Annotated in this window: 18 protein-coding genes; all 18 read right to left on the bottom strand. The window is 66.8% G+C overall.

From position 1 onward, the window contains the following. Nucleotides 1-76: 76 nt before the first annotated feature. The 18 genes from rplW to H4W81_RS40200 all read right to left on the bottom strand — a co-directional run bounded on the left by rplW (nucleotide 77) and on the right by H4W81_RS40200 (nucleotide 21,092). Complete coding sequence (gene rplW, locus H4W81_RS40285; protein WP_225959024.1) at nucleotides 77-430, bottom strand: 50S ribosomal protein L23; 354 nt, start codon at nucleotides 428-430, stop codon at nucleotides 77-79. Beyond that, a complete protein-coding gene (gene rplD / locus H4W81_RS40280; protein WP_192779595.1) occupies nucleotides 430-1,077 on the bottom strand; it encodes a 50S ribosomal protein L4 in 648 nt (215 codons plus the stop codon). The genes rplW and rplD overlap by 1 nt, the downstream gene beginning before the upstream one ends. Further along, nucleotides 1,074-1,727, bottom strand: a complete 654-nt coding sequence (gene rplC / locus H4W81_RS40275; protein WP_192779594.1) for a 50S ribosomal protein L3 — start codon at nucleotides 1,725-1,727, stop codon at nucleotides 1,074-1,076. Before rplC ends, rplD begins: the two co-directional genes overlap by 4 nt. A 14-nt stretch (nucleotides 1,728-1,741) precedes the next feature. Further along, nucleotides 1,742-2,050 carry a 30S ribosomal protein S10 gene (gene rpsJ, locus H4W81_RS40270; RefSeq protein WP_012887830.1) on the bottom strand — a complete coding sequence of 103 codons (309 nt, stop codon included), beginning with the start codon at nucleotides 2,048-2,050 and terminating at the stop codon, nucleotides 1,742-1,744. A 272-nt stretch (nucleotides 2,051-2,322) separates the two neighbouring features. Beyond that, nucleotides 2,323-3,516, bottom strand: a complete 1,194-nt coding sequence (tuf, locus tag H4W81_RS40265) for an elongation factor Tu (RefSeq protein WP_192779593.1) — start codon at nucleotides 3,514-3,516, stop codon at nucleotides 2,323-2,325. 169 nt (nucleotides 3,517-3,685) lie between these two features. Next, nucleotides 3,686-5,734 carry an elongation factor G gene (gene fusA / locus H4W81_RS40260; protein WP_397126117.1) on the bottom strand — a complete coding sequence of 683 codons (2,049 nt, stop codon included), beginning with the start codon at nucleotides 5,732-5,734 and terminating at the stop codon, nucleotides 3,686-3,688. A gap of 87 nt (nucleotides 5,735-5,821) precedes the next feature. Further along, the gene (gene rpsG, locus H4W81_RS40255; RefSeq protein WP_183650905.1) at nucleotides 5,822-6,292 is read right to left on the bottom strand and encodes a 30S ribosomal protein S7; all 471 of its coding nucleotides are present in this window, start codon (nucleotides 6,290-6,292) and stop codon (nucleotides 5,822-5,824) included. 2 nt (nucleotides 6,293-6,294) lie between these two features. Beyond that, nucleotides 6,295-6,666 (bottom strand): 30S ribosomal protein S12, encoded by a 372-nt coding sequence (gene rpsL / locus H4W81_RS40250; RefSeq protein ID WP_183650908.1) that lies wholly within the window; start codon nucleotides 6,664-6,666, stop codon nucleotides 6,295-6,297. 909 nt (nucleotides 6,667-7,575) lie between these two features. Beyond that, nucleotides 7,576-11,454 carry a DNA-directed RNA polymerase subunit beta' gene (locus tag H4W81_RS40245; RefSeq protein ID WP_192779591.1) on the bottom strand — a complete coding sequence of 1,293 codons (3,879 nt, stop codon included), beginning with the start codon at nucleotides 11,452-11,454 and terminating at the stop codon, nucleotides 7,576-7,578. A 14-nt stretch (nucleotides 11,455-11,468) separates the two neighbouring features. Continuing rightward, nucleotides 11,469-14,939 (bottom strand): DNA-directed RNA polymerase subunit beta, encoded by a 3,471-nt coding sequence (gene rpoB / locus H4W81_RS40240; protein WP_192779590.1) that lies wholly within the window; start codon nucleotides 14,937-14,939, stop codon nucleotides 11,469-11,471. Between the two features lie 435 nt (nucleotides 14,940-15,374). Continuing rightward, complete coding sequence (locus H4W81_RS40235; RefSeq protein ID WP_192779589.1) at nucleotides 15,375-15,872, bottom strand: hypothetical protein; 498 nt, start codon at nucleotides 15,870-15,872, stop codon at nucleotides 15,375-15,377. Next, nucleotides 15,869-16,384 carry a hypothetical protein gene (locus H4W81_RS40230; protein ID WP_225959023.1) on the bottom strand — a complete coding sequence of 172 codons (516 nt, stop codon included), beginning with the start codon at nucleotides 16,382-16,384 and terminating at the stop codon, nucleotides 15,869-15,871. Before H4W81_RS40230 ends, H4W81_RS40235 begins: the two co-directional genes overlap by 4 nt. An 85-nt stretch (nucleotides 16,385-16,469) precedes the next feature. Next, nucleotides 16,470-16,736, bottom strand: coding sequence for a hypothetical protein (locus tag H4W81_RS40225; protein ID WP_192779588.1), 267 nt, complete (start codon nucleotides 16,734-16,736; stop codon nucleotides 16,470-16,472). A 238-nt stretch (nucleotides 16,737-16,974) separates the two neighbouring features. Beyond that, nucleotides 16,975-17,670: an MlaE family ABC transporter permease gene (locus H4W81_RS40220; RefSeq protein ID WP_192779587.1), complete on the bottom strand. Its 696-nt coding sequence runs from the start codon at nucleotides 17,668-17,670 to the stop codon at nucleotides 16,975-16,977. 86 nt (nucleotides 17,671-17,756) lie between these two features. Further along, entirely contained in the window at nucleotides 17,757-18,758 is a 1,002-nt protein-coding gene (locus H4W81_RS40215; RefSeq protein ID WP_192779586.1) for an ABC transporter ATP-binding protein, read from the bottom strand. Nucleotides 18,759-19,021: 263 nt separating this feature from the next. Continuing rightward, nucleotides 19,022-19,411 (bottom strand): 50S ribosomal protein L7/L12, encoded by a 390-nt coding sequence (gene rplL, locus H4W81_RS40210; protein WP_183650926.1) that lies wholly within the window; start codon nucleotides 19,409-19,411, stop codon nucleotides 19,022-19,024. 71 nt (nucleotides 19,412-19,482) lie between these two features. Beyond that, on the bottom strand, nucleotides 19,483-20,007 hold the full coding sequence (gene rplJ, locus H4W81_RS40205; RefSeq protein ID WP_192779585.1) for a 50S ribosomal protein L10: 525 nt from the start codon (nucleotides 20,005-20,007) through the stop codon (nucleotides 19,483-19,485). Between the two features lie 245 nt (nucleotides 20,008-20,252). Next, on the bottom strand, nucleotides 20,253-21,092 hold the full coding sequence (locus H4W81_RS40200) for an SCO4651 family lipoprotein (RefSeq protein WP_225959022.1): 840 nt from the start codon (nucleotides 21,090-21,092) through the stop codon (nucleotides 20,253-20,255).

Here is a 21,092-nt window from a genome sequence, read left to right as displayed (position 1 = left end):
GGGTGAGCCCGCCACGCTTTCGCACGGCGGTCTCATCCCCCGCAAGCCGTACGGCTTGCGCTTACTTACGAGTCGGCTAGCCGATCTGACCGAAGATGTCGATCCGGTCGCCCTCGGCCAAGCTCACGATCGCGCGCTTGGTGTCGGGACGCTTGCCGAAACCGGCGCGGGTGCGCTTGCGCTTGCCCTGCCGGTTGATGGTGTTCACGCCGGTGACCTTGACCCCGAAGATCTGCTCAACAGCGATCTTGACCTGGGTCTTGTTCGCGGTCTTCTTCACCATGAACGTGTACTTGTTGTTCTCATCGATCAGGCCGTAGCTCTTCTCGGAGACAACGGGCTTGATGATGATGTCGCGCGGGTCGGTGACCCTCTCCAGCCGGCCCTTGGGCTTCTCGGAGGCGACCACCTGCGGGTCGGTGTTCTCCATCAGGCGTCTTCCTTCCCGCTCTTGCTCAGCCGCGCCACGACCTGGTCGTACGCTTCCTGCGTGAAGACCACGTCGTCGTGCACGAGCACGTCGTAGGTGTTCAGCTGCCCGGCGTCCAGCAGGTGGACCTCCGGAGCGTTGCGCAGGCTCAGCCAGGTGAGCTCGTCGGTCTCCTCGACCACGACCAGGACGGTCTTGGCGTCGGTGATCTTGCGCAGGGCCTCGAGGGCCGCCTTGGTCTTCGGGGTCTCCCCGGTGACCAGGCTGCTGACCACGTGCACGCGACCGCCGGTCGCCCTGTCGGACAGGGCGCCACGCAGGGCGGCGGCCTTCATCTTCTTGGGCGTCTTCTGCGAGTAGTCGCGCGGGAGGGGACCGTGAACGGTGCCACCGCCGGCGAACTGGGGAGCGCGGGTCGAGCCCTGACGGGCGCGGCCGGTGCCCTTCTGGCGGTACGGCTTCTTGCCACCGCCCCTGACCTCACCACGGGTCTTGGCCTTGTGGGTGCCCTGCCGGCGAGCGGCGAGCTGGGCCACGACGACCTGGTGGATCAGCGGAACATTGACCTTGGCGCCGAAGATGTCTTCGGGCAGGTCGACGGAGCCGGTCTTCGCGCCGCTGGCGTCGAGGACGTCAATGCTGGTCACTTGGCAGCCCCCTTCTTTGCAGCGGTGCGGACGAGGACCAGGCTGCCGTTGGCGCCGGGGATCGCACCCTTGATCAGGATGAGACCGTTCTCGGCGTCCACGGCGTGAACCTTGAGGCTCTGCACGGTGGTGCGGACGTTACCCATCCGACCGGCCATGCGGAGACCCTTGAATACGCGGCCAGGGGTGGCGCAGCCACCGATGGAACCCGGCGACCGGTGCTTGCGCTGCGTACCGTGCGACGCGCCCAGGCCCTTGAACCCGTGGCGCTTCATGACACCGGCGAAACCCTTGCCCTTGGACTTGCCAGTGACGTCCACGTACTGGCCGGCCTCGAAGGTGTCGGCCAGCAGCTCCTGGCCGAGGGTGTACTCGCTCGCGTCGTCGGTGCGGATCTCCGCGAAGTAACGGCGCGGGGTGATGTCGTGCTTACGCAGGTAGTCGCCGAGCGGCTTGTTGACCTTCCGGGGGTCGACCTGCCCGTAGCCGAGCTGAACGGCGGTGTAGCCGTCCTTGTCAGCGGTGCGGACCCGGGTCACCACGCACGGACCGGCCTCCACCACGGTCACCGGAACCATCCGGTTGTCCGCGTCGAAGACCTGGGTCATGCCGAGCTTCTTGCCCAGGACGCCCTTGATCGTCTTAGCCATGTCAGTGCGTTCCCTCAGAGCTTGATCGAAATGTCGACGCCGGCGGGGAGGTCGAGTCGCATGAGCGAGTCGACCGTCTTCGGCGTCGGGTCGATGATGTCAATCAGCCGCTTGTGCGTGCGCATCTCGAAGTGCTCGCGGCTGTCCTTGTACTTGTGCGGCGAGCGGATGACGCAGTACACGTTCTTCTCGGTCGGCAGCGGCACCGGGCCCGCGACCTTCGCGCCAGTCCGCGTCACCGTCTCGACGATCTTCTTGGCCGAGCTATCGATGACCTCGTGGTCATAGGCCTTAAGCCGGATGCGGATCTTCTGTCCCGCCATAGTGGCCTCGGTGTCCTTCGCTGTCGTCTGAAAAAGTATCGTGCGGCCTGTTGCCGCTGTAGTACGGGCGGAGACCGCCCGCTGACCCCACGTAGCAGACGTATTCGATCTGCCGTTTCTTCCGTGATCCGGCAGTTACTTCGGTCACGATGCCGAAGCGACTGCGAGATCACGGCCTTCTCGTGGAGCCGTGGTGGGAGCCGTGAGGCTCCCTTGCCTGGTTGGGCGGTCGATCCCCGGTGTGGGGAGCGACCGCCGCCCCAGTTGTCGTACTACTTGAGGATCTTCACCACGTTGCCGGCGCCGACCGTGCGGCCACCCTCGCGGATGGCGAACTTGAGGCCGTCCTCCATGGCGATGGGCTGGATCAGCTCAACGCGCATCTCGGTGTTGTCGCCCGGCATGACCATCTCGGTGCCCTCGGGGAGGTGCACGACACCGGTCACGTCAGTCGTACGGAAGTAGAACTGAGGACGGTAGTTGTTGAAGAACGGCGTGTGACGGCCGCCCTCGTCCTTGCTCAGGATGTAGACCTGGGCCTCGAACTCGGTGTGCGGGGTGGTCGTGCCCGGCTTGATGATGCACTGGCCGCGCTCGACGTCCTCGCGCTTGATGCCGCGGAGCAGCAGACCGACGTTGTCACCGGCCTGGCCCTCGTCGAGCAGCTTGCGGAACATCTCGACACCGGTGACCGTGGTGGTGGTCTTCTCGGTCTTGATGCCGATGATGTCGACGGTCTCGTTGACCTTGACGATGCCGCGCTCGATACGGCCGGTCACGACGGTGCCGCGGCCGGTGATCGAGAAGACGTCCTCGATCGGCATCAGGAACGGCTTGTCGACGGCGCGGGTGGGCTCCGGCACGCTCTCGTCGACAGCGGTCATCAGCTCGATGATGCTGTCGCCCCACTTCTGGTCGCCCTCGAGGGCCTTCAGAGCGGAGACGCGAACGACGGGCAGGTCGTCGCCGGGGAACTCCTGAGCCGAGAGCAGCTCACGGACCTCGAGCTCGACGAGCTCCAGGATCTCCTCGTCGTCGACCATGTCGGCCTTGTTGAGCGCCACGACGATGTAGGGGACGCCGACCTGGCGGGCCAGGAGGACGTGCTCCTTCGTCTGCGGCATCGGACCGTCGGTCGCCGCGACCACGAGGATCGCGCCGTCCATCTGAGCGGCACCGGTGATCATGTTCTTCACGTAGTCGGCGTGACCGGGGCAGTCCACGTGAGCGTAGTGGCGCTTCTCGGTCTGGTACTCGACGTGCGCGATGGAGATCGTGATGCCACGAGCCTTCTCCTCGGGCGCCTTGTCGATCTTGTCGAACGGCGTCGCCTCGTTAATCTCAGGGAAACGCTCGTGAAGCACCTTGGTGATCGCCGCGGTCAGAGTGGTCTTGCCGTGGTCGATGTGCCCAATGGTGCCGATGTTCACGTGCGGCTTAGTCCGCTCGAACTTGGCCTTAGCCACTGGTTCTCTCCTTAGAGAATCTGACTGACTTACTTCACACTCGGGCCCGGGTCTCCCCGAACCCCTGAACGGCGAGGCGACTCGTCGTCACCCCACCAGGGACCTGGGCTTGTGCGCCCTGATCCCGAAAGGTCCGGGGCACACGGCCCCGGACCGGCGGGACCAGGACTTATTCGCCCCGGGCCTTCGCGACGATCTCCTTGGCGATGCCCGGGGGCACCTCCGCGTAGGAGTCGAACTGCATGCTGTAGCTCGCGCGCCCCTGCGTCTTGCTACGCAGGTCTCCCACGTAGCCGAACATCTCCGACAGGGGTACGAGAGCCGCGATGACGCGGGCGCCAGCGCGCTCGTCCATCGACTGGATCTGCCCGCGGCGACCGTTGAGGTCTCCGATGACGTCACCCATGTAGTCCTCGGGCGTGGTGACCTCAACGGCCATCATCGGCTCGAGGAGCACAGCGTCGGCCTTGCGAGCGGCCTCCTTGAAGGCCATCGAGCCGGCGATCTTGAAGGCCATTTCCGAGGAGTCGACGTCGTGCGCCGCACCGTCGGTCAGCGTCACCTTCACGCCGACCATCGGGTAACCGGCCAGCACGCCGAACTCGGCGGCCTCCTGGGCGCCCGCGTCGACCGAGGGGATGTACTCCCTCGGGACACGACCACCCGAAACCTTGTTCTCGAACTCGTAACCGTCGTTGCCCTCGCCCAGCGGCTCCAGGTTGATGATGACCCGCGCGAACTGACCGGAACCACCGGTCTGCTTCTTGTGGGTGTAGTCAACCTTCTCCACCTTGCGGCGGATGGTCTCGCGGTAGGCGACCTGCGGGCGGCCGACGTTGGCCTCGACCTTGAACTCGCGACGCATACGGTCCACGAGGATCTCGAGGTGAAGCTCGCCCATGCCCCAGATGACCGTCTGACCGGTCTCCTCGTCGCGACGGACCTGGAAGGACGGGTCCTCCTCGGCCAGACGCTGGATGGCGGTGCCGAGCTTCTCCTGGTCGCCCTTGGTCTTGGGCTCGATCGCGACGTTGATGACCGGAGCCGGGAACGTCATCGACTCGAGCACGACCTGGTTCGACGGGTCGGAGAGCGTGTCACCCGTGGTGGTGTCCTTCAGACCCATCACGGCGACGATCTGACCAGCGTGCGCGGACGGGCGCTCCTCGCGCTTGTTCGCGTGCATCTGGTAGATCTTGCCGATCCGCTCCTTCTTGCCCTTCACCGAGTTGATGACCCCGGTGCCGGTCTCGAGCGTGCCCGAGTAGATGCGGATGTAGGTGAGACGACCCAGGTGCTGGTCACTCATGATCTTGAAGGCCAGCGCGGAGAAGGGCTCGCTGACGTCCGCGTGACGCTCGACGACCTCGTCCTCCTTGCCGACCGCGTGCCCCTTGAAGGCGGGGATGTCGGTCGGCGCGGGCAGGTAGGCCACGATCGCGTCGAGCAGGGGCTGAACGCCCTTGTTCTTGAACGCGGTGCCGGTGAGAACCGGGTTGATGGCGCTGGCCAGCGTGGCGCGGCGAATGGCCGCGACCAGCTGCTCCTCGGTGGGCTCAGTGCCCTCGAGGAAGAGCTCCATCAGCTCGTCGTCGTTCTCCGAGACGGTCTCGACCAGCTTCTCGCGCCACTCACGAGCCGCGTCGGCGTACTCGGCCGGGATGTCGACGGTGTCGTACATCTCGCCCTTGGCAGCCTCTTCGCTCCAGAGCAGACCCTTCATCTTCACCAGGTCGATGACGCCCTTGAAACCGGACTCGACGCCCCAGGGAAGCTGGATGACAGCCGGCGTCGCCGCCAGACGGCTGATCATCATGTCGACGCAACGGTGGAACTCCGCGCCGACGCGGTCCATCTTGTTCACGAAGCAGATGCGCGGCACGCCATAGCGGTCAGCCTGGCGCCACACCGTCTCCGACTGCGGCTCGACACCCGCGACACCGTCGAACACGGCGACGGCGCCGTCGAGGACGCGGAGCGAGCGCTCCACCTCGATGGTGAAGTCGACGTGACCGGGAGTGTCGATGATGTTGATGGTGTGGTCGAGCCACTCACAGGTCGTCGCGGCAGACGTGATCGTGATGCCGCGCTCCTGCTCCTGCTCCATCCAGTCCATGGTGGCAGCGCCCTCGTGGACTTCACCGATCTTGTAGTTGATGCCGGTGTAGAACAGGATGCGCTCGGTCGTCGTGGTCTTGCCCGCGTCGATGTGGGCCATGATCCCGATGTTGCGGATCTTGGCCAGGTCAAGAGCGGTCGTGGTGGCCACTTCTCTCGCGTCCTCGTCGTCTCGTCGAACCCGCTGTTACCAGCGGTAGTGGGCGAAGGCCTTGTTGGACTCGGCCATCTTGTGGGTGTCCTCGCGCTTCTTGACACTCGCCCCGAGGCCGTTGCTGGCGTCGAGGAGCTCGTTCATGAGGCGCTCGGTCATGGTCTTCTCGCGGCGGGCGCGGGAGTACTGCACCAGCCAACGCAGGGCCAGGGTGGTGCTGCGCGCGGCGCGCACCTCGACCGGGACCTGGTAGGTCGCGCCACCGACACGGCGGCTGCGGACCTCGAGGGTGGGCTTGACGTTGTCGAGGGCGCGCTTCAGCGTGACGACCGGGTCGTTGCCGGTCTTGTCCTTGCAGCCCTCGAGCGCCCCGTAGACGATCGACTGCGCGATGGAGCGCTTGCCGTCAAGGAGCACCTTGTTGATCAGAGCGGTCACCAGCGGCGAGCTGTAAACCGGGTCAGACATGAGCTGACGACGGCCAGGAGAACCCTTGCGAGGCATGGTTACTTCTCCCTCTTCGTGCCGTAGCGGCTGCGGGCCTGCTTGCGGTTACGGACGCCCTGCGTGTCGAGGGAGCCACGGATGATCTTGTAGCGAACACCCGGCAGGTCCTTCACACGACCGCCACGCACGAGCACGATGGAGTGCTCCTGCAGGTTGTGGCCCACACCGGGGATGTAAGCCGTGACTTCGATGCCGTTGGTGAGCCGCACACGGGCCACCTTGCGCAGAGCCGAGTTGGGCTTCTTGGGCGTCGTCGTGTAGACGCGCTGGCAAGTGCCGCGGCGCTGCGGGCTCCCCTTGAGGGCAGGAGTCTTGGTCTTGGTGACCTTGTCCTGCCGGCCCTTGCGGACCAACTGCTGAATAGTGGGCACTGCCACTCCGTTCGTGCCTTGGCCGGTAATACGTCAGGTCGTGCATTTCGCAGGTACTGCCGGTGTCATGACCTGCTGATTTTCCTCTTGCGCCGACCCACGCGGTCGGGCGTGTCGCGCTCTGTCGAGCCACCACCCGGCGCAATCGAACGCTGGAGAGAGACCATGCCGCGCAGCCTGTCGGAGCGCATGCATGAGGGCCCATGAACCCACGGGCACGAAGGGTAAGACTACCCAGCCCAGCGCAGCACGTCAAAACGACTGCGACCGGTCGCTGTCGGTGCGACCGTACATTCGTGCCGTGGCCTTATCAGACCCTGGTCCAGCTTACCCGCATCTCCCTAGTTGTCTGGCCCTTCTCCGTCACGCGTTTCCCCGCATCCTCTTTGCCAGAATTCACCCACCCGACACCCGACACTCAACGCCTCACCCCGCCCGACACTCTGACCGTGTGCACGGCTCGACGCCCTGACCGTGTGCACGGCTCGACGCCCTGACCGTGTGCACGGCTCGGCGCCCTGACCGTGTGCATGGCTCGGCGCTCAACGACTCGCTCTCTCGTCGGTGTCCTGGGGGCGTGCGTGTGATCGCGGCCCTTCGGCGGCCGGGGGTGGGTGCGCCGTAACGGACCCCAGCCCGCGCGCCCGGTGACGCGTATCCCTGGACAGACCCCGGCCACGCGCCGAGGGTGGCGGCAGGCTGAGCTTGCCGTACAGGCCCGGCACGACGGAACCAACGCGGAACCCCAGAGGGCCCGGCACGACGGAACCAACGCGGACGCCCGGGGGCACGCCTCTCGGAAAGCCGGCACGGACGCCGGGGGCTTTGTCTCTAAGGCGTGGGCGGGAAAAGGGGAACGCCCCGCGCCTTGCCGGAGCAAGGTGCGGGGCGTTCCCGGCAACCGATCGACTAGCGGTTGTACTGCCCGAAGTCGTACTCCTCCAGCGGCACGGCCTCGCCGCTGCCGGTGCCGAAGGTGTAGTCCGCGGCCGAACCGTCGTACCCGCCGACGGTGTACATCGCGGCCTTGGCCTCCTCGGTCGGCTCCACCCGGATGTTGCGGTACTGGGGCATGCCAGTTCCGGCCGGGATCAGCTTTCCGATGATGACGTTCTCCTTCAGGCCCAGGAGCGAGTCGGACTTGGCGTGGATCGCCGCGTCCGTCAGGACCCTGGTGGTCTCCTGGAAGGAGGCCGCCGACAGCCACGACTCGGTGGCGAGCGACGCCTTCGTGATGCCCATGAGGACCGGACGGCCGGAGGCGGGCGAGCCACCCTCGGCGACGGTCTCGCGGTTCATCTGCTCGAAGCGCGGACGCTCGACGAGCTCACCGGGCAGCAGGTCGGTCTCACCGGACTCGAGCACGTTGACGCGCTTGAGCATCTGCCGAACGATGATCTCGATGTGCTTGTCGTGGATCGACACACCCTGGGAGCGGTAGACCTGCTGGACCTCGGCGACCAGGTGCAGCTGCACCGCACGCGGGCCGAGGATGCGCAGGACCTCGTTCGGGTTGACCGCACCGGCGATGAGCTGGGTGCCCACCGAGACACGCTGGCCGTCCTGGATGAGCAGGCGCGAGCGCATCGAGACCGGGTAGGCGATCTCCTCCGAACCGTCGTCGGGGGTGATCACGATCTTCCTGGTCTTGTCGGTCTCGTCGATGCGAGCCCGGCCCTCTGCCTCGGAGATCGGGGCGACACCCTTGGGGATGCGCGCCTCGAAGAGCTCCTGGACACGGGGCAGACCGTGGGTGATGTCGGCGCCCGCCACACCACCGGTGTGGAAGGTACGCATCGTCAGCTGGGTGCCGGGCTCACCGATCGACTGGGCGGCGATGATGCCGACCGCCTCGCCGACGTCCACGAGCTTGCCGGTGGCCAGCGAGCGGCCGTAGCAGGTCGCGCAGACACCGATCTTGGCCTCGCAGACGAGCGCGCTGCGGGTGCGGACGGTCTCGATGCCGGCCTCGACCAGCGCCGTGACGTGGGTGTCGTTGATGTCGACACCCGCCGCGGCGATGACCTTGCCGTCGACCTCGACGTCCTCGGCCAGGATGCGGCCGTGCACGTTGGACTCGGCGTTCTCGGCCTTGACCAGGTTGCCCGCCGAGTCGCGCTCGCCGACGTGCAGCGGGACCGCACGGTCGGTGCCACAGTCGATCTCGCGCACGATGACGTCCTGCGCCACGTCCACCAGACGACGGGTCAGGTAACCCGAGTCGGCGGTACGGAGCGCGGTGTCGGCCAGACCCTTTCGCTGACCGTGGGTGGAGATGAAGTACTCCAGAACCGACAGGCCCTCACGGAAGGAGGCCTTGATCGGCCGCGGAATCGTCTCACCCTTGGTGTTGGACACCAGACCACGGATACCGGCGATCTGACGCACCTGCATCTTGTTACCGCGGGCGCCGGAGTTGACCATCATCCAGACCGGGTTCGTCGCGGGGAACGCGTTGACCATGTCGGTCTCGACGTCCGCCGTGGCGTGGGTCCAGATCTCGATGAGCTCCTGGCGGCGCTCCTCGTCGGTGATCAGACCGCGCTCGTACTCGCGCTGGACCTTGTCGGCCCTGCGCTCGTAGCTCTCCATGATGTCGGCCTTGTTGGGCGGCGCGACGACGTCGTCGATCGAGATCGTGACGCCGGAGCGGGTCGCCCAGCGGAAGCCGGCGTCCTTGAGCGCGTCGAGCGAGGTGGCGACGTCGACCTTGGGGTAGGTCTCGGCCAGCTCGTTGACGATCGCGGACAGCTGCTTCTTGCCCACCTGGAAGTTGACGAACGGGTAGTTGCTCGGCAGCGTCTGGTTGAACAGGCAGCGGCCGAAGGTCGTCTCCAGACGGATCGGGTCGCCCGCCTCCCAGCCTTCGGGAGCGGCCCAGCCGCGAGGCGGCTGGACGTCACCGGCGAGCCGGATCTGGATCTTGGCCTGGATCTCCAGCTCGCGCCGGTCGAAGGCCATCTGCGCCTCGGCCACCGAGCCGAACACGCGGCCCTCGCCGATCGCGCCGTCCTTCTGCGTGGTCAGCCAGTAGAGGCCGATGACCATGTCCTGGGTGGGCATCGTCACGGGCTTGCCGTCGGCCGGCTTGAGGATGTTGTTGGTCGAGAGCATCAGGATGCGAGCCTCGGCCTGGGCCTCAGCCGACAGCGGCAGGTGCACGGCCATCTGGTCGCCGTCGAAGTCCGCGTTGAACGCGGTGCAGACGAGCGGGTGGATCTGGATGGCCTTGCCCTCGACCAGCTGCGGCTCGAACGCCTGGATGCCCAGACGGTGCAGCGTGGGCGCGCGGTTGAGCAGCACGGGGTGCTCGGTGATGACCTCTTCGAGCACGTCCCACACGACGGGGCGGGCGCGCTCGACCATCCGCTTGGCCGACTTGATGTTCTGCGCGTGGTTGAGATCGACCAGGCGCTTCATCACGAACGGCTTGAACAGCTCCAGCGCCATCTGCTTGGGCAGACCGCACTGGTGCAGCTTCAGCTGCGGGCCGACGACGATGACCGAACGGCCCGAGTAGTCGACTCGCTTGCCCAGCAGGTTCTGGCGGAAGCGGCCCTGCTTGCCCTTCAGCATGTCGCTGAGGGACTTCAACGGACGGTTGCCGGGACCCGTGACGGGACGGCCACGACGGCCGTTGTCGAACAGCGAGTCGACGGCCTCCTGGAGCATCCGCTTCTCGTTGTTCACGATGATCTCGGGCGCGCCGAGATCGAGAAGTCGCTTGAGGCGGTTGTTCCTGTTGATGACCCTGCGGTACAGGTCGTTCAGGTCGGAGGTCGCGAACCTGCCACCGTCGAGCTGCACCATCGGGCGCAGGTCCGGCGGGATGACAGGGATGCAGTCGAGCACCATGCCGCGCGGCGAGTTGGTCGTGTTGAGGAACGCCGACACGACCTTGAGCCGCTTGAGGGCGCGGGCCTTCTTCTGGCCCTTGCCGCTGCGGATCGTCTCGCGCAGGTTCTCGGCCTCGGCGTCGAGGTCGAAGCTGATCAGGCGCTCCTGGATCGCCTGCGCGCCCATGCCGCCCTTGAAGTAGCGGCCGAAGCGGTCGCGCATCTCGCGGTAGAGCATCTCGTCGCCCTCGAGGTCCTGGACCTTGAGGTTCTTGAAACGGCTCCAGACCTCGTCGAGCCTGTCGAGCTCGCGCTGGGCCCTGTCGCGCAGCTGACGCATCTCGCGCTCGGCGCCCTCGCGGACCTTGCGGCGCTGGTCACCCTTGGCACCGGCGGCCTCGAGCTCGGCCAGGTCGCCCTCGAGCTTCTTCTGCCTGGCCTCGATGTCGGCGTCACGGCGCTGCTCGATGTGCTGCCGCTCGACGGAGATCTTCGCCTCGAGCGAGGGCAGGTCACGGTCACGCAGCTCGGTCTCGACGTGCGTGATCATGTAGGCCGCGAAGTAGATGACCTTCTCGAGGTCCTTCGGGGCCAGGTCGAGCAGGTAGCCAAGGCGCGAAGGAACGCCCTTGAAGTACCAGATGTGCGTGACGGGCGCGGCCAGCTCGATGTGGCCCATCCGCTCACGACGCACCTTGGCGCGAGTGACCTCGACGCCGCAGCGCTCACAGATGATGCCCTTGAAGCGGACGCGCTTGTACTTGCCGCAGTAGCACTCCCAGTCGCGGGTCGGGCCGAAGATCTTCTCGCAGAAGAGTCCGTCCTTTTCCGGCTTGAGAGTTCGGTAGTTGATGGTCTCGGGCTTCTTCACCTCGCCGTGGGACCACTGACGGATGTCGTCAGCGGTTGCGAGGCCGATCCGGAGCTCGTCGAAGAAGTTGACGTCCAGCATGTGCGATCTCCCCCTCAGACTTCTTCCACGCTGCTCGGCTCGCGCCGGGACAGATCGATACCGAGCTCCTCGGCGGCCCTGAAGACGTCCTCGTCGGTGTCACGCATCTCGATGGACATGCCGTCGCTGGAGAGCACCTCGACGTTCAGGCACAGCGACTGCATTTCCTTGATGAGGACCTTGAAGGACTCGGGAATGCCGGGCTCGGGAATGTTCTCGCCCTTGACGATGGCCTCGTAGACCTTGACTCGGCCGAGGACGTCGTCGGACTTGATGGTGAGCAGCTCCTGCAGGGCGTAGGCGGCGCCGTAGGCCTCGAGAGCCCACACCTCCATCTCGCCGAAACGCTGGCCACCGAACTGCGCCTTACCACCCAGTGGCTGCTGAGTGATCATGGAGTAAGGACCGGTCGAACGCGCGTGGATCTTGTCGTCGACCAGGTGCAGCAGCTTCAGGATGTAGATGTAGCCGACCGAGATCGGGTACGGGAACGGCTCGCCGGAGCGGCCGTCGAACAGCCGCGCCTTGCCGGTCTCCTGCACCATGCGGTCACCGTCGCGGTTGGCGATGGTGTTGCTGAGCAGGCCGACGATCTCCTCCTCGTGCGCGCCGTCGAACACCGGGGTGGCGACGTTGGTGCGCGGGGCGACCTCGCCGAAGCCCTTCTCGCGCAGCCTCTCGGCCCACGCCTCCTGGACACCGGTGATGTCCCAGCCCCTGGCCGCGATCCAGCCGAGGTGGGTCTCGAGCACCTGGCCGACGTTCATTCGGCCGGGCACGCCCAGCGGGTTGAGGATGATGTCGACCGGCGTGCCGTCCTCGAGGAAGGGCATGTCCTCGACCGGGAGGATCTTGGAGATGACACCCTTGTTGCCGTGACGGCCGGCCAGCTTGTCACCGTCGGTGATCTTACGCTTCTGGGCCACGTAGACGCGGACCAGCTCGTTGACGCCGGGAGGAAGCTCGTCGCCCTCCTCGCGGCTGAAGACGCGGACGCCGATGACCTTGCCGGACTCGCCGTGCGGCACCTTCAGCGAGGTGTCGCGGACCTCCCGCGCCTTCTCACCGAAGATCGCGCGCAGCAGCCGCTCCTCGGGGGTCAGCTCGGTCTCGCCCTTGGGCGTGACCTTGCCGACGAGGATGTCGCCGGGAACGACCTCGGCGCCGATGCGGATGATGCCGCGCTCGTCGAGGTCGGCCAGGACCTCCTCGGAGACGTTCGGGATGTCCCTGGTGATCTCCTCGGGACCCAGCTTGGTGTCACGGGCGTCGACCTCGTGCTCCTCGATGTGGATCGAGGAGAGGACGTCGTCCTGGACCAGCCGCTGGGACAGGATGATCGCGTCTTCGTAGTTGTGGCCCTCCCACGGCATGAACGCCACGAGGAGGTTCTTGCCGAGCGCCATCTCGCCCTGGTCGGTGCAGGGACCGTCGGCGATGACCTGGTTGACCTCGACCCTGTCGCCCTCGGCGACGATGGGCTTCTGGTTGAAGGAGGTGCCCTGGTTGGAGCGCTTGAACTTGGCGACCCGGTAGGTGGTGCGGGTGCCGTCGTCGTTCATGACGGTGACGTAGTCGGCGGAGACCTCCTCGACCACGCCGGCCTTCTCGGCGCTGATGACGTCGCCGGCGTCGGTCGCGGCACGGTACTCCATGCCGGTGCCGACCAGCGGCGCCTCGCTCTTCAGCAGGGGCACGGACTGCCTCTGCATGTTGGAGCCCATGAGCGCGCGGTTGGCGTCGTCGTGCTCCAGGAACGGGATCATCGCGGTCGCGACGGAGACCATCTGGCGGGCGGAGACGTCGACGTAGTCGACCTCCTCCGCACGCGCGAGCTCGGTCTCACCGCCCTTGGTGCGGACCAGGACGCGCGGCTCGGCGAAGGAGCCGTCGGGGTTGAGCTGCGTGTTGGCCTGCGCCTTGACGTAGCGGTCTTCCTCGTCGGCCGTGAGGTAGTCGATCTGCTCGGTCACCTTGCCGTCGACGACCTTGCGGTAAGGCGTCTCGACGAAGCCGAACGCGTTGATGCGTCCGTAGGAGGCCAGCGAGCCGATCAGACCGATGTTCGGGCCTTCAGGGGTCTCGATCGGGCACATCCGGCCGTAGTGGGACGGGTGCACGTCTCGAACCTCGAAGCCCGCCCGCTCACGCGACAGACCACCGGGGCCCAGCGCGGACAGACGCCGCTTGTGCGTCAGGCCGGCCAGCGGGTTGGTCTGGTCCATGAACTGCGACAGCTGCGACGTGCCGAAGAACTCCTTGATCGACGCCACGACCGGGCGAATGTTGATCAGGGTCTGCGGCGTGATCGCCTCGACGTCCTGCGTGGTCATGCGCTCGCGGACGACGCGCTCCATGCGGGCCAGGCCCAGGCGGACCTGGTTCTGGATGAGCTCGCCGACGCTGCGCAGACGGCGGTTGCCGAAGTGGTCGATGTCGTCGGTCTCGACGATGACCTCACGGCCCTCGGCGCCCGGCATCGACTCCTCGCCCGCGTGCAGCCTGACGATGTACTCGATGGTGGCGACGATGTCCTCTTCGGTCAGCGTGCCCTGAGTGATCTCGGCGTCGATCCCCAGCTTCTTGTTGATCTTGTAACGACCAACCTTGGCCAGGTCGTAACGCTTGGGGTTGAAGTAGAGGTTCTCCAGCAGGGTCTGCGCCGACTCCTTGGTCGGCGGCTCGCCCGGACGGAGCTTGCGGTAGATGTCGAGCAGGGCGTCATCCTGGCCGGCCGTGTGGTCCTTCTCCAGGGTGGCCCGCATCGACTCGTACTGACCGAAGCGCTCGAGGATCTGGTCGTTGGTCCATCCCAGTGCCTTGAGAAGCACGGTGACGGCCTGCTTGCGCTTGCGGTCGATGCGCACACCGACGCTGTCGCGCTTGTCGATCTCGAACTCGAGCCAGGCTCCCCTCGAGGGGATGACCCTGCAGCCGTAGAGGTCCTTGTCGGAGGTCTTGTCGACACTGCGGTCGAAGTAGACACCAGGGGACCTGACCAGCTGCGAGACCACGACACGCTCGGTGCCGTTGATGATGAAGGTGCCCTTCGGCGTCATGAGCGGGAAGTCGCCCATGAACACCGTCTGGCTCTTGATCTCACCAGTGGTGTTATTGATGAACTCCGCCGTCACGAACATGGGGGCGGAGAAGGTCATGTCCTTGTCTTTGCACTCATCGACTGAGTACTTGGGCGGCTCGAACCGGTGGTCGCGGAACGACAAGGACATGGTCCCCGAGAAGTCCTCAATGGGACTGATCTCTTCGAAGATCTCTTCGAGGCCCGACTGGGTCGGGACGTCCTTGCGCCCGGCCTGACGAGCCGCCTCTACCCGGGCCTTCCACTTCTCGTTGCCGAGCAACCAGTCGAAGGACTCGGTCTGCAGAGCGAGAAGGTCAGGAACTTCGAGGGGCTCCTGGATACGCGAAAAAGAGACGCGACGGGGACCGGCGGGTACGGCGGAGGCGTTGCGCGAGGCTGCCAACAGATGTCCTTCCGAGGGCTCGCGGCGGACTGACTACACGCACGCCAGACAACCTCGCAACGTGAGCAAGAGAAGCGGGTCGTCAAAGGGCAGCGCAAAGGGGCAGTGTAGCCGAACGGCACACGCCTGTCCACTTCGCTCTCGCTGCATGCTCCACGTTGTCCGCAGCATCGCCCGTCCGAGCGGAAACGTCAAGCCTGCGAGCCGGACTTTCGGCCAACTCAAAGCCTGGACGCTGGGATTTCTCCCCAAGGTGACAGCTCACTAGCCGACAGCCCCAAGACGATACCCGCGAGCCGGGGGCGCTAACGCTCTGTCACACCTGCGGCCGAACCCATGCTGCCGTGCGGTGGAACTGTGACTGAGGTACCCGCATCCAGAGCTTCGCCAAACCTGGATTTTGATAACAATTGAAAGTCGGGACATGCCCGGACATCATGCGCTACCGAGCAGCGTGGACAGATCGCCCACGAGCCATCGCGAACCATTCTTCACCATGACGAACCTGACCCGGTTCTGGATCACCTGCTGACGCGGCTCGGCGCTGCCCGGCGCCTGCTTGACCGTCCCCATGTTCACGAACAGCAGCACGGCCACCCGGTCAGGCGTGGCGCTCTCGACCGCGGCCCCCGCCACCGAGACCTCCTGCACGGTGCGCTGCTCGGTGACCCTGGGCACCAGCGAGGCGCGCAGCTCGCGGTAGCGCTCGGTCAGCTCGCCCGTCGTGAGGGCCTCGGCCCGTCTCAGATCCTCCTCGATCGTCCTGTGGTTGTAGGACAGCAGGTCGGGCGCCATCGCCAGAGCCGCGACCATCGCCTGCTCCCCCGACTCCCTGCCGCCGCGCAGGTCGTTGAGCTCGCCCAGCATCCGCACGGCGGTCCAACCCAGGAACGCCACCGCCACGGCCAGCACCGCCGCCACCGCGATCCTCACAGCACCTGCTCCGCTTTCGCGACCAGCCAGACGCCCTTGACCTTGGCCAGGTCCATGGACCACCGGAAGTAGCGGTCCTGGTCGGGGGTGCCCGAGCCCACCCAGTTGATGTGGGAGTCGGCGACGACCAGCACCTTGGCGGTGCCGTCGCCCATCGACACCACCCCCGCCGCCCGCACGGCGCCCGTCTGGACGACCTTGTTGGCGATCGTGGTCTCCTTGAGTTTGGGCGCGCCCGCAGAGTACTCGGCGAAGGCCGTCCCCGTGGAGGTGGCGAGGATCTTCTGGATGCTGGCGTCCGCGTCCTGGTAGTTGAGCGACAGCAGGTTCACCGCATGCGCCGAGGCCGCCGCCAGCGCCCCCCGGCGGTCGGCCGCCGCCGCCTCCTCGTCGCGCAGCTGCGCGCTCAGCCAGACGGCGAACCCCGCCACCAGCAGCAGGAGCGCCGCCAGCGCCACGGTCAGCCCGCGCAGCACGGTCACCGACCTGGAGGAGTCAGCTGTGCCTGCCATATCGCGGGATCATAACGCCCGGCCCGTTCCTCCAGGCCCTGAATGGACGGGCTGGGCAGCGGAGCGGGCGCGTGGCGGGCGCCCCTCACCCCGGGTCTCGCTGTCGTCCGGAGCCCTGCAGTAGGTGTGGAACCGGCCCCGCTTCACGCTCGTGTCCTGCGGGTATCTCGCGCCACCCGCGTGCCAGAGGGCTACTCCCGCGAGCGCAGGCCCCGAAGTGCAGCCCGTCGTCGTCGTCGATGACGGTGAAGGCCCCCGCCACCCCCGCCGGGTAGCCGAGGGCGACCTCGGCCTGCGTGCCGTACAGGGAGATCTCCTCCACGCGGCCGACGCGGACGCCGGCGACGCGCACGTCGTCGCTGCCAGCAGGCGCTCGCTATTGTTCGACATGCTCGGGACGTCGCGCAGCAGGCGGTCGATCCGGTCGCGCTCGCCGGTGACGGTCGTGCCGAGAGCGGCGCTGGCCATGGGGCCCAGTTGCAACCCCGCGGACGGCACGCGACTCGCCCAGCAGCCGCCGCACCTCCGCGCGGTAGCGGAGGGCCACGGGCAGCGCCTTCAGCGCCCGTAGGCGAACTCGCCCAGCCTGTTCACGCCGCCGCCGCGCTGATGAGGAAGTTCTCGGCGAAGAGGGCCATCGCCGAGAACACCACCGTCTGGTTGACCGCGTCGCCCACGCCCTTGGGCCTCCCCGCGGCGCTGAGGCCCTTGTAGGAGGCGATGAGCCCGGCTGTACACCCCGAGAAGACCAGCGCCTTGCCCTCGGCCGTCCACGGGGCCGACAGGCGCGCCAGCGCGCTGAACGACTGCAGGTAGGCGCCGGGCGAGCCGCCCTGGGCGAGCACGCTGAAGGAGTGGCCCGCCACCAGCCCGACCACCCTGACGAGGCCGTTGAGCAGCGGCGTCACCAGCGCGCACGCCGCGACGCGGGGGACCACGAGCCGGTGCAGCGGGTCGATGCCCAACACCCGCATCGCGTCGATCTCCTCGCGGATCACGCGCGCGCCGAGGTCGGCGCAGAGCGCGCTGCCGGCCGCGCCCGCGATCACGACCGAACTCGCTTCGCGCACGAGGGCGAGCACGGCCGTCCCACCGGTGAAGGACTGGGCGCCGAACTGGCGGATGAGGTTGCCGGACTGCAGCGCCGGCACCGCGCCGAACGGGATCGCGACCAGCGCGGTCGGCAGTTCGCTCACGCTGACGATGAACCACGCCTGCTGCAGGAACTCCCGCCGGTGGAACGGCCGCCTGAGCGCCGCCCTGGCGGTGTCACCTGCGTGCGCCACGAACCCGACCCATCACCGTGCGCACGCGAACGCGGAGAGTAGTCGCTCCAGGGCTGCGACCAGGGCGCTCGGCAGGTGGACATGGGTCAGTGCACGCCGTTCATGTGCGCGTTGACCAGCCGGGGGTACTCCTCCAGCCAGTTGCGGCCGCGCTCGTCGACGAAGGAGCCCTGCGGCGGGATCACCCCGTTGGCGGCCAGCCACGAGCCCGGCGCCTTCTGCGTGCGGCGGATCACGTTGCCGCTGGGCATCAGCTGCGGCGGGATGGGCGGCAGTGCGCCGGGGTCGTGGCCCAGCTGCGCCTCGGCCTCCAGCTCGGAGACGTCCTTCTCCTCCGACATGCCGATCGGGCCGTGCCTGCGGGCGTTGAGGAACTGCCTGACCACCGGCTCGTCGCTGGACAGCAGCATCTCGCGGGGGCCGAACATCACCAGCTCGCGCCTGAACAGCAGCCCGATGTCGTCGGGCACCGTGCGGGCGGTGTTGATGTCGTGGGTGACGATGAGGAAGGTCGCCTCGATCTCGGCGTTGAGGTCGACGATCAGCTGGTTGAGGTAGGAGGTGCGGACCGGGTCGAGGCCGGAGTCGGGCTCGTCGAACAGGATGATCTCGGGATCGAGCACGAGCGCCCTGGCCAGGCCCGCGCGCTTGCGCATGCCGCCCGAGATCTCGCCCGGCAGCTTGCTCTCGGCGCCGAGCAGGCCGACCAGCTCCATCTTCTCCATGACGATCTGGCGGATCTGCGTCTCGCTCTTCTTGGTGTGCTCGCGCAGCGGGAAGGCGATGTTGTCGTAGAGGCTGAGCGAGCCGAACAGCGCGCCGTCCTGGAAGAGCACGCCGAACAGCCTGCGCAGCTCGTAGAGCTTGTTCTCGCTGCAGTTGGCCAGGTCGTAGCCGTCGATCCAGATGTGACCGCGCTCGGGCCGCAGCAGGCCGACGAGGGTCTTGAGGAAGACGGACTTGCCGGTGCCGGAGGGGCCGAGCAGCACCGAGATCTCGCCGGCGGGGAGCGTCAGCGAGACGTCCTCCCAGATGACCTGCCTGCCGAACGACTTCGTCAGCCCATCGACCACGACCTCGACGCCCACTGGTCACCTTCCAGTCGCCGGTGGTAACGAGACGAACACTGTATCTACGCACGATCGTCGTAGGGAGCTTCCCGCGAATTGGACTCCATTCCAATAGTCCTCCGGGATTGTTACTGGCCGGTTATGTGCGGGAGCTCAGGGCCATACCGACGCTGACGCTCCAGGGGCACTCTGATCTTTGTCCTGCGGGCGGACGCGAAAAAGAGCGGAACCCACCCGGCACCAGGGTGGTGTTCCGCTCTTTTCAGAAGAGACGCGCCGTCTTACTTGACGGTGACGGTGGCGCCGGCGCCCTCGAGGGCAGCCTTGGCCTTCTCCGCCTGCTCCTTGTTGACCTTGGCGTCGAAGACAGGCTTCGGAGCGCCGTCGACCAGGTCCTTGGCCTCCTTCAGGCCGAGGGAGGTCAGCGCGCGGATCTCCTTGATGACCTGGATCTTCTTGTCGCCGGCGGCCTCGAGGATGACGTCGAACTCGTCCTGCTCCGCAGCCTCTTCAGCCGGAGCGGCGCCGACCGGGCCGGCGGCGGCAACGGCGACCGGGGCGGCAGCCTTGACGTCGAAGGTGTCCTCGAAGAGCTTCACGAACTCGGACAGCTCGAGGAGGGTCATCTCCTTGAACGCGTCGAGCAGCTCGTCGGTGCTGAGCTTCGCCATGATGTTTCCTCCGTATGGATCTTGCTAAGTGGTGAAACGGGACCGCGGTGAAGTTGCGGCAATCCCCGGTCTTACTCGCCAGCCTCTTCGCGCTTGGCGCGAAGGGCTTCGGCCAGCTGAGCCATGTTGGTGGGCAGCGCGGCGAACACGGCGGCAGCAGCGGACTGCTTCGCCTTCATCGCACCGGCCAGCTTCGCGAGGAGAACCTCACGGGACTCGAGGTCAGCGAGCTTGGTGATCTCAGCGGCGTCGAGGGCCTTGCCCTCCATGAAGCCGCCCTTGATCACCAGAAGGGGATTGGCCTTGGCGAAGTCACGCAGACCCTTCGCGGCCTCGACGACGTCGCCCGTGACGAAGGCAACGGCGGTCGGGCCGACCAGCAGGTCGTCGAGACCAGTCACGCCGGCCTCGGTGGCCGCGATCTTGGTCAGGGTGTTCTTCGCCACGGCGAACTTCGCGTTCCCACCGAGCGCAATACGCAGCTGCTTGAGCTGCGCGACGGTGAGACCGCGGTACTCGGTCAGAACGGCGGCGCTGCTGCCCTCGAACTCGCTCTTGAGCTCGGCAACCGCTGTCGCCTTATCCGCCCTCGCCATGGGCCTCCTTCCAGATGTGCCGCCGGCGAAGGTCTCTGAACATGAAACAAGCCCCGGCGCAGGCGCACGGGGCTCACCCATGTGGAATCCACACGGAAGAACTTCGCATCTCACCTACGCGGGCCGTCCACGATGTGGATCCTTCGGTCACCGGGCCTTGAGGCACCCAGCAACGACCGGCGGTCTTTGGCAAGCACCAGAATAGGGGGCGATTCGTCAAGATGCCAAATCGCCCCCCGCTGGAGTCAGTTTCCGCCGTGCTTGGGCAGGTCGCCCACCTGCTCGGCGGGCGGCGCGACGATGGAGACCGGCTCGTTGAAGCCCTTGAAGAACAGGTTGGCGTTGAACGTGGCGCCCTTCTCCGCGCCGGTCATCGCCAGCTTGCGCGGCAGGCCGTCCGCGCCGACCCAGATGTCGAACGTGACGTCCTTGAGCTCGGCCATGTGCTTCTTGGCCTGCTCCTGCTTGTCGGCGGGCAGTTGCTGCACGGCCGCGTCCACCGGGAACGTGCCGCTGTAGTGGGTGGTGTCGACGCCGCCCACGGCCTCGGTGCCGACCTGCTTGACGTTCTGGGAGGCGGTGACCAGCTTGGTGACGTTCGCCAGGTCGAACTGCTGGACCTGCTCGAGGTACCTGCTCGCGTCACCGCCGGCCGCCTCGTTCAGCGACACCTTGATCCACGGCTTGGTGGCGCCGAGCATCTGGTTCAGCGCCTCGACACGCAGGTAGACGTGGTCGCCCTGCAGTACGGCCCGCGCCCCGCCCGGCAGGCTCTTCCCGCCGAAGTTGGCGCTGTCGAGGGTCAGGTCGGCGGCGAGCTGGGGCTTGCTCTGGTAGATCATCCGCCCCTGGACCTTGCCCGAGCCCTCCTGCGGGTCCGTCACGTCCACGACGGCGTCCACGGTGTAGCTCGTGACCTCCTGTGTCTTCTGCGCGGCCTGCTCCAGGACCTCGGCGGCGGCCAGGTTCACCTGGATGGGCACCGCCCCGGACGCGGTCGCTCCTGTCGATCCACAACCGGCGACCGCGACCAGGGCGGCGGCGCCCGTCGCGACGGCGGCGAGAGTAATCCTGCGCTTCAGCAT

Source organism: Nonomuraea africana, assembly GCF_014873535.1.
Classification (GTDB): Bacteria; Actinomycetota; Actinomycetes; order Streptosporangiales; family Streptosporangiaceae; genus Nonomuraea; species Nonomuraea africana.
Note: the sequence above shows the minus strand (reverse complement) of the source record. Positions and strands in the feature narration are given on the sequence as shown.

Excerpts from the sequence above, each read along its gene's own strand:
- rplC (WP_192779594.1), bottom strand. The coding sequence starts at position 1,727 with ATGGCTAAGACGATCAAGGGCGTCCTGGGCAAGAAGCTCGGCATGACC.
- rplL (WP_183650926.1), bottom strand. The coding sequence starts at position 19,411 with ATGGCGAAGCTCAGCACCGACGAGCTGCTCGACGCGTTCAAGGAGATG.
- rplJ (WP_192779585.1), bottom strand. The coding sequence starts at position 20,007 with ATGGCGAGGGCGGATAAGGCGACAGCGGTTGCCGAGCTCAAGAGCGAG.
- rplW (WP_225959024.1), bottom strand. The coding sequence starts at position 430 with ATGGAGAACACCGACCCGCAGGTGGTCGCCTCCGAGAAGCCCAAGGGC.
- H4W81_RS40200 (WP_225959022.1), bottom strand. The coding sequence starts at position 21,092 with ATGCTGAAGCGCAGGATTACTCTCGCCGCCGTCGCGACGGGCGCCGCC.
- rpsJ (WP_012887830.1), bottom strand. The coding sequence starts at position 2,050 with ATGGCGGGACAGAAGATCCGCATCCGGCTTAAGGCCTATGACCACGAG.
- rpsG (WP_183650905.1), bottom strand. The coding sequence starts at position 6,292 with ATGCCTCGCAAGGGTTCTCCTGGCCGTCGTCAGCTCATGTCTGACCCG.
- H4W81_RS40230 (WP_225959023.1), bottom strand. The coding sequence starts at position 16,384 with ATGGCAGGCACAGCTGACTCCTCCAGGTCGGTGACCGTGCTGCGCGGG.
- H4W81_RS40245 (WP_192779591.1), bottom strand. The coding sequence starts at position 11,454 with ATGCTGGACGTCAACTTCTTCGACGAGCTCCGGATCGGCCTCGCAACC.
- fusA (WP_397126117.1), bottom strand. The coding sequence starts at position 5,734 with ATGGCCCACATCGACGCGGGCAAGACCACGACGACCGAGCGCATCCTG.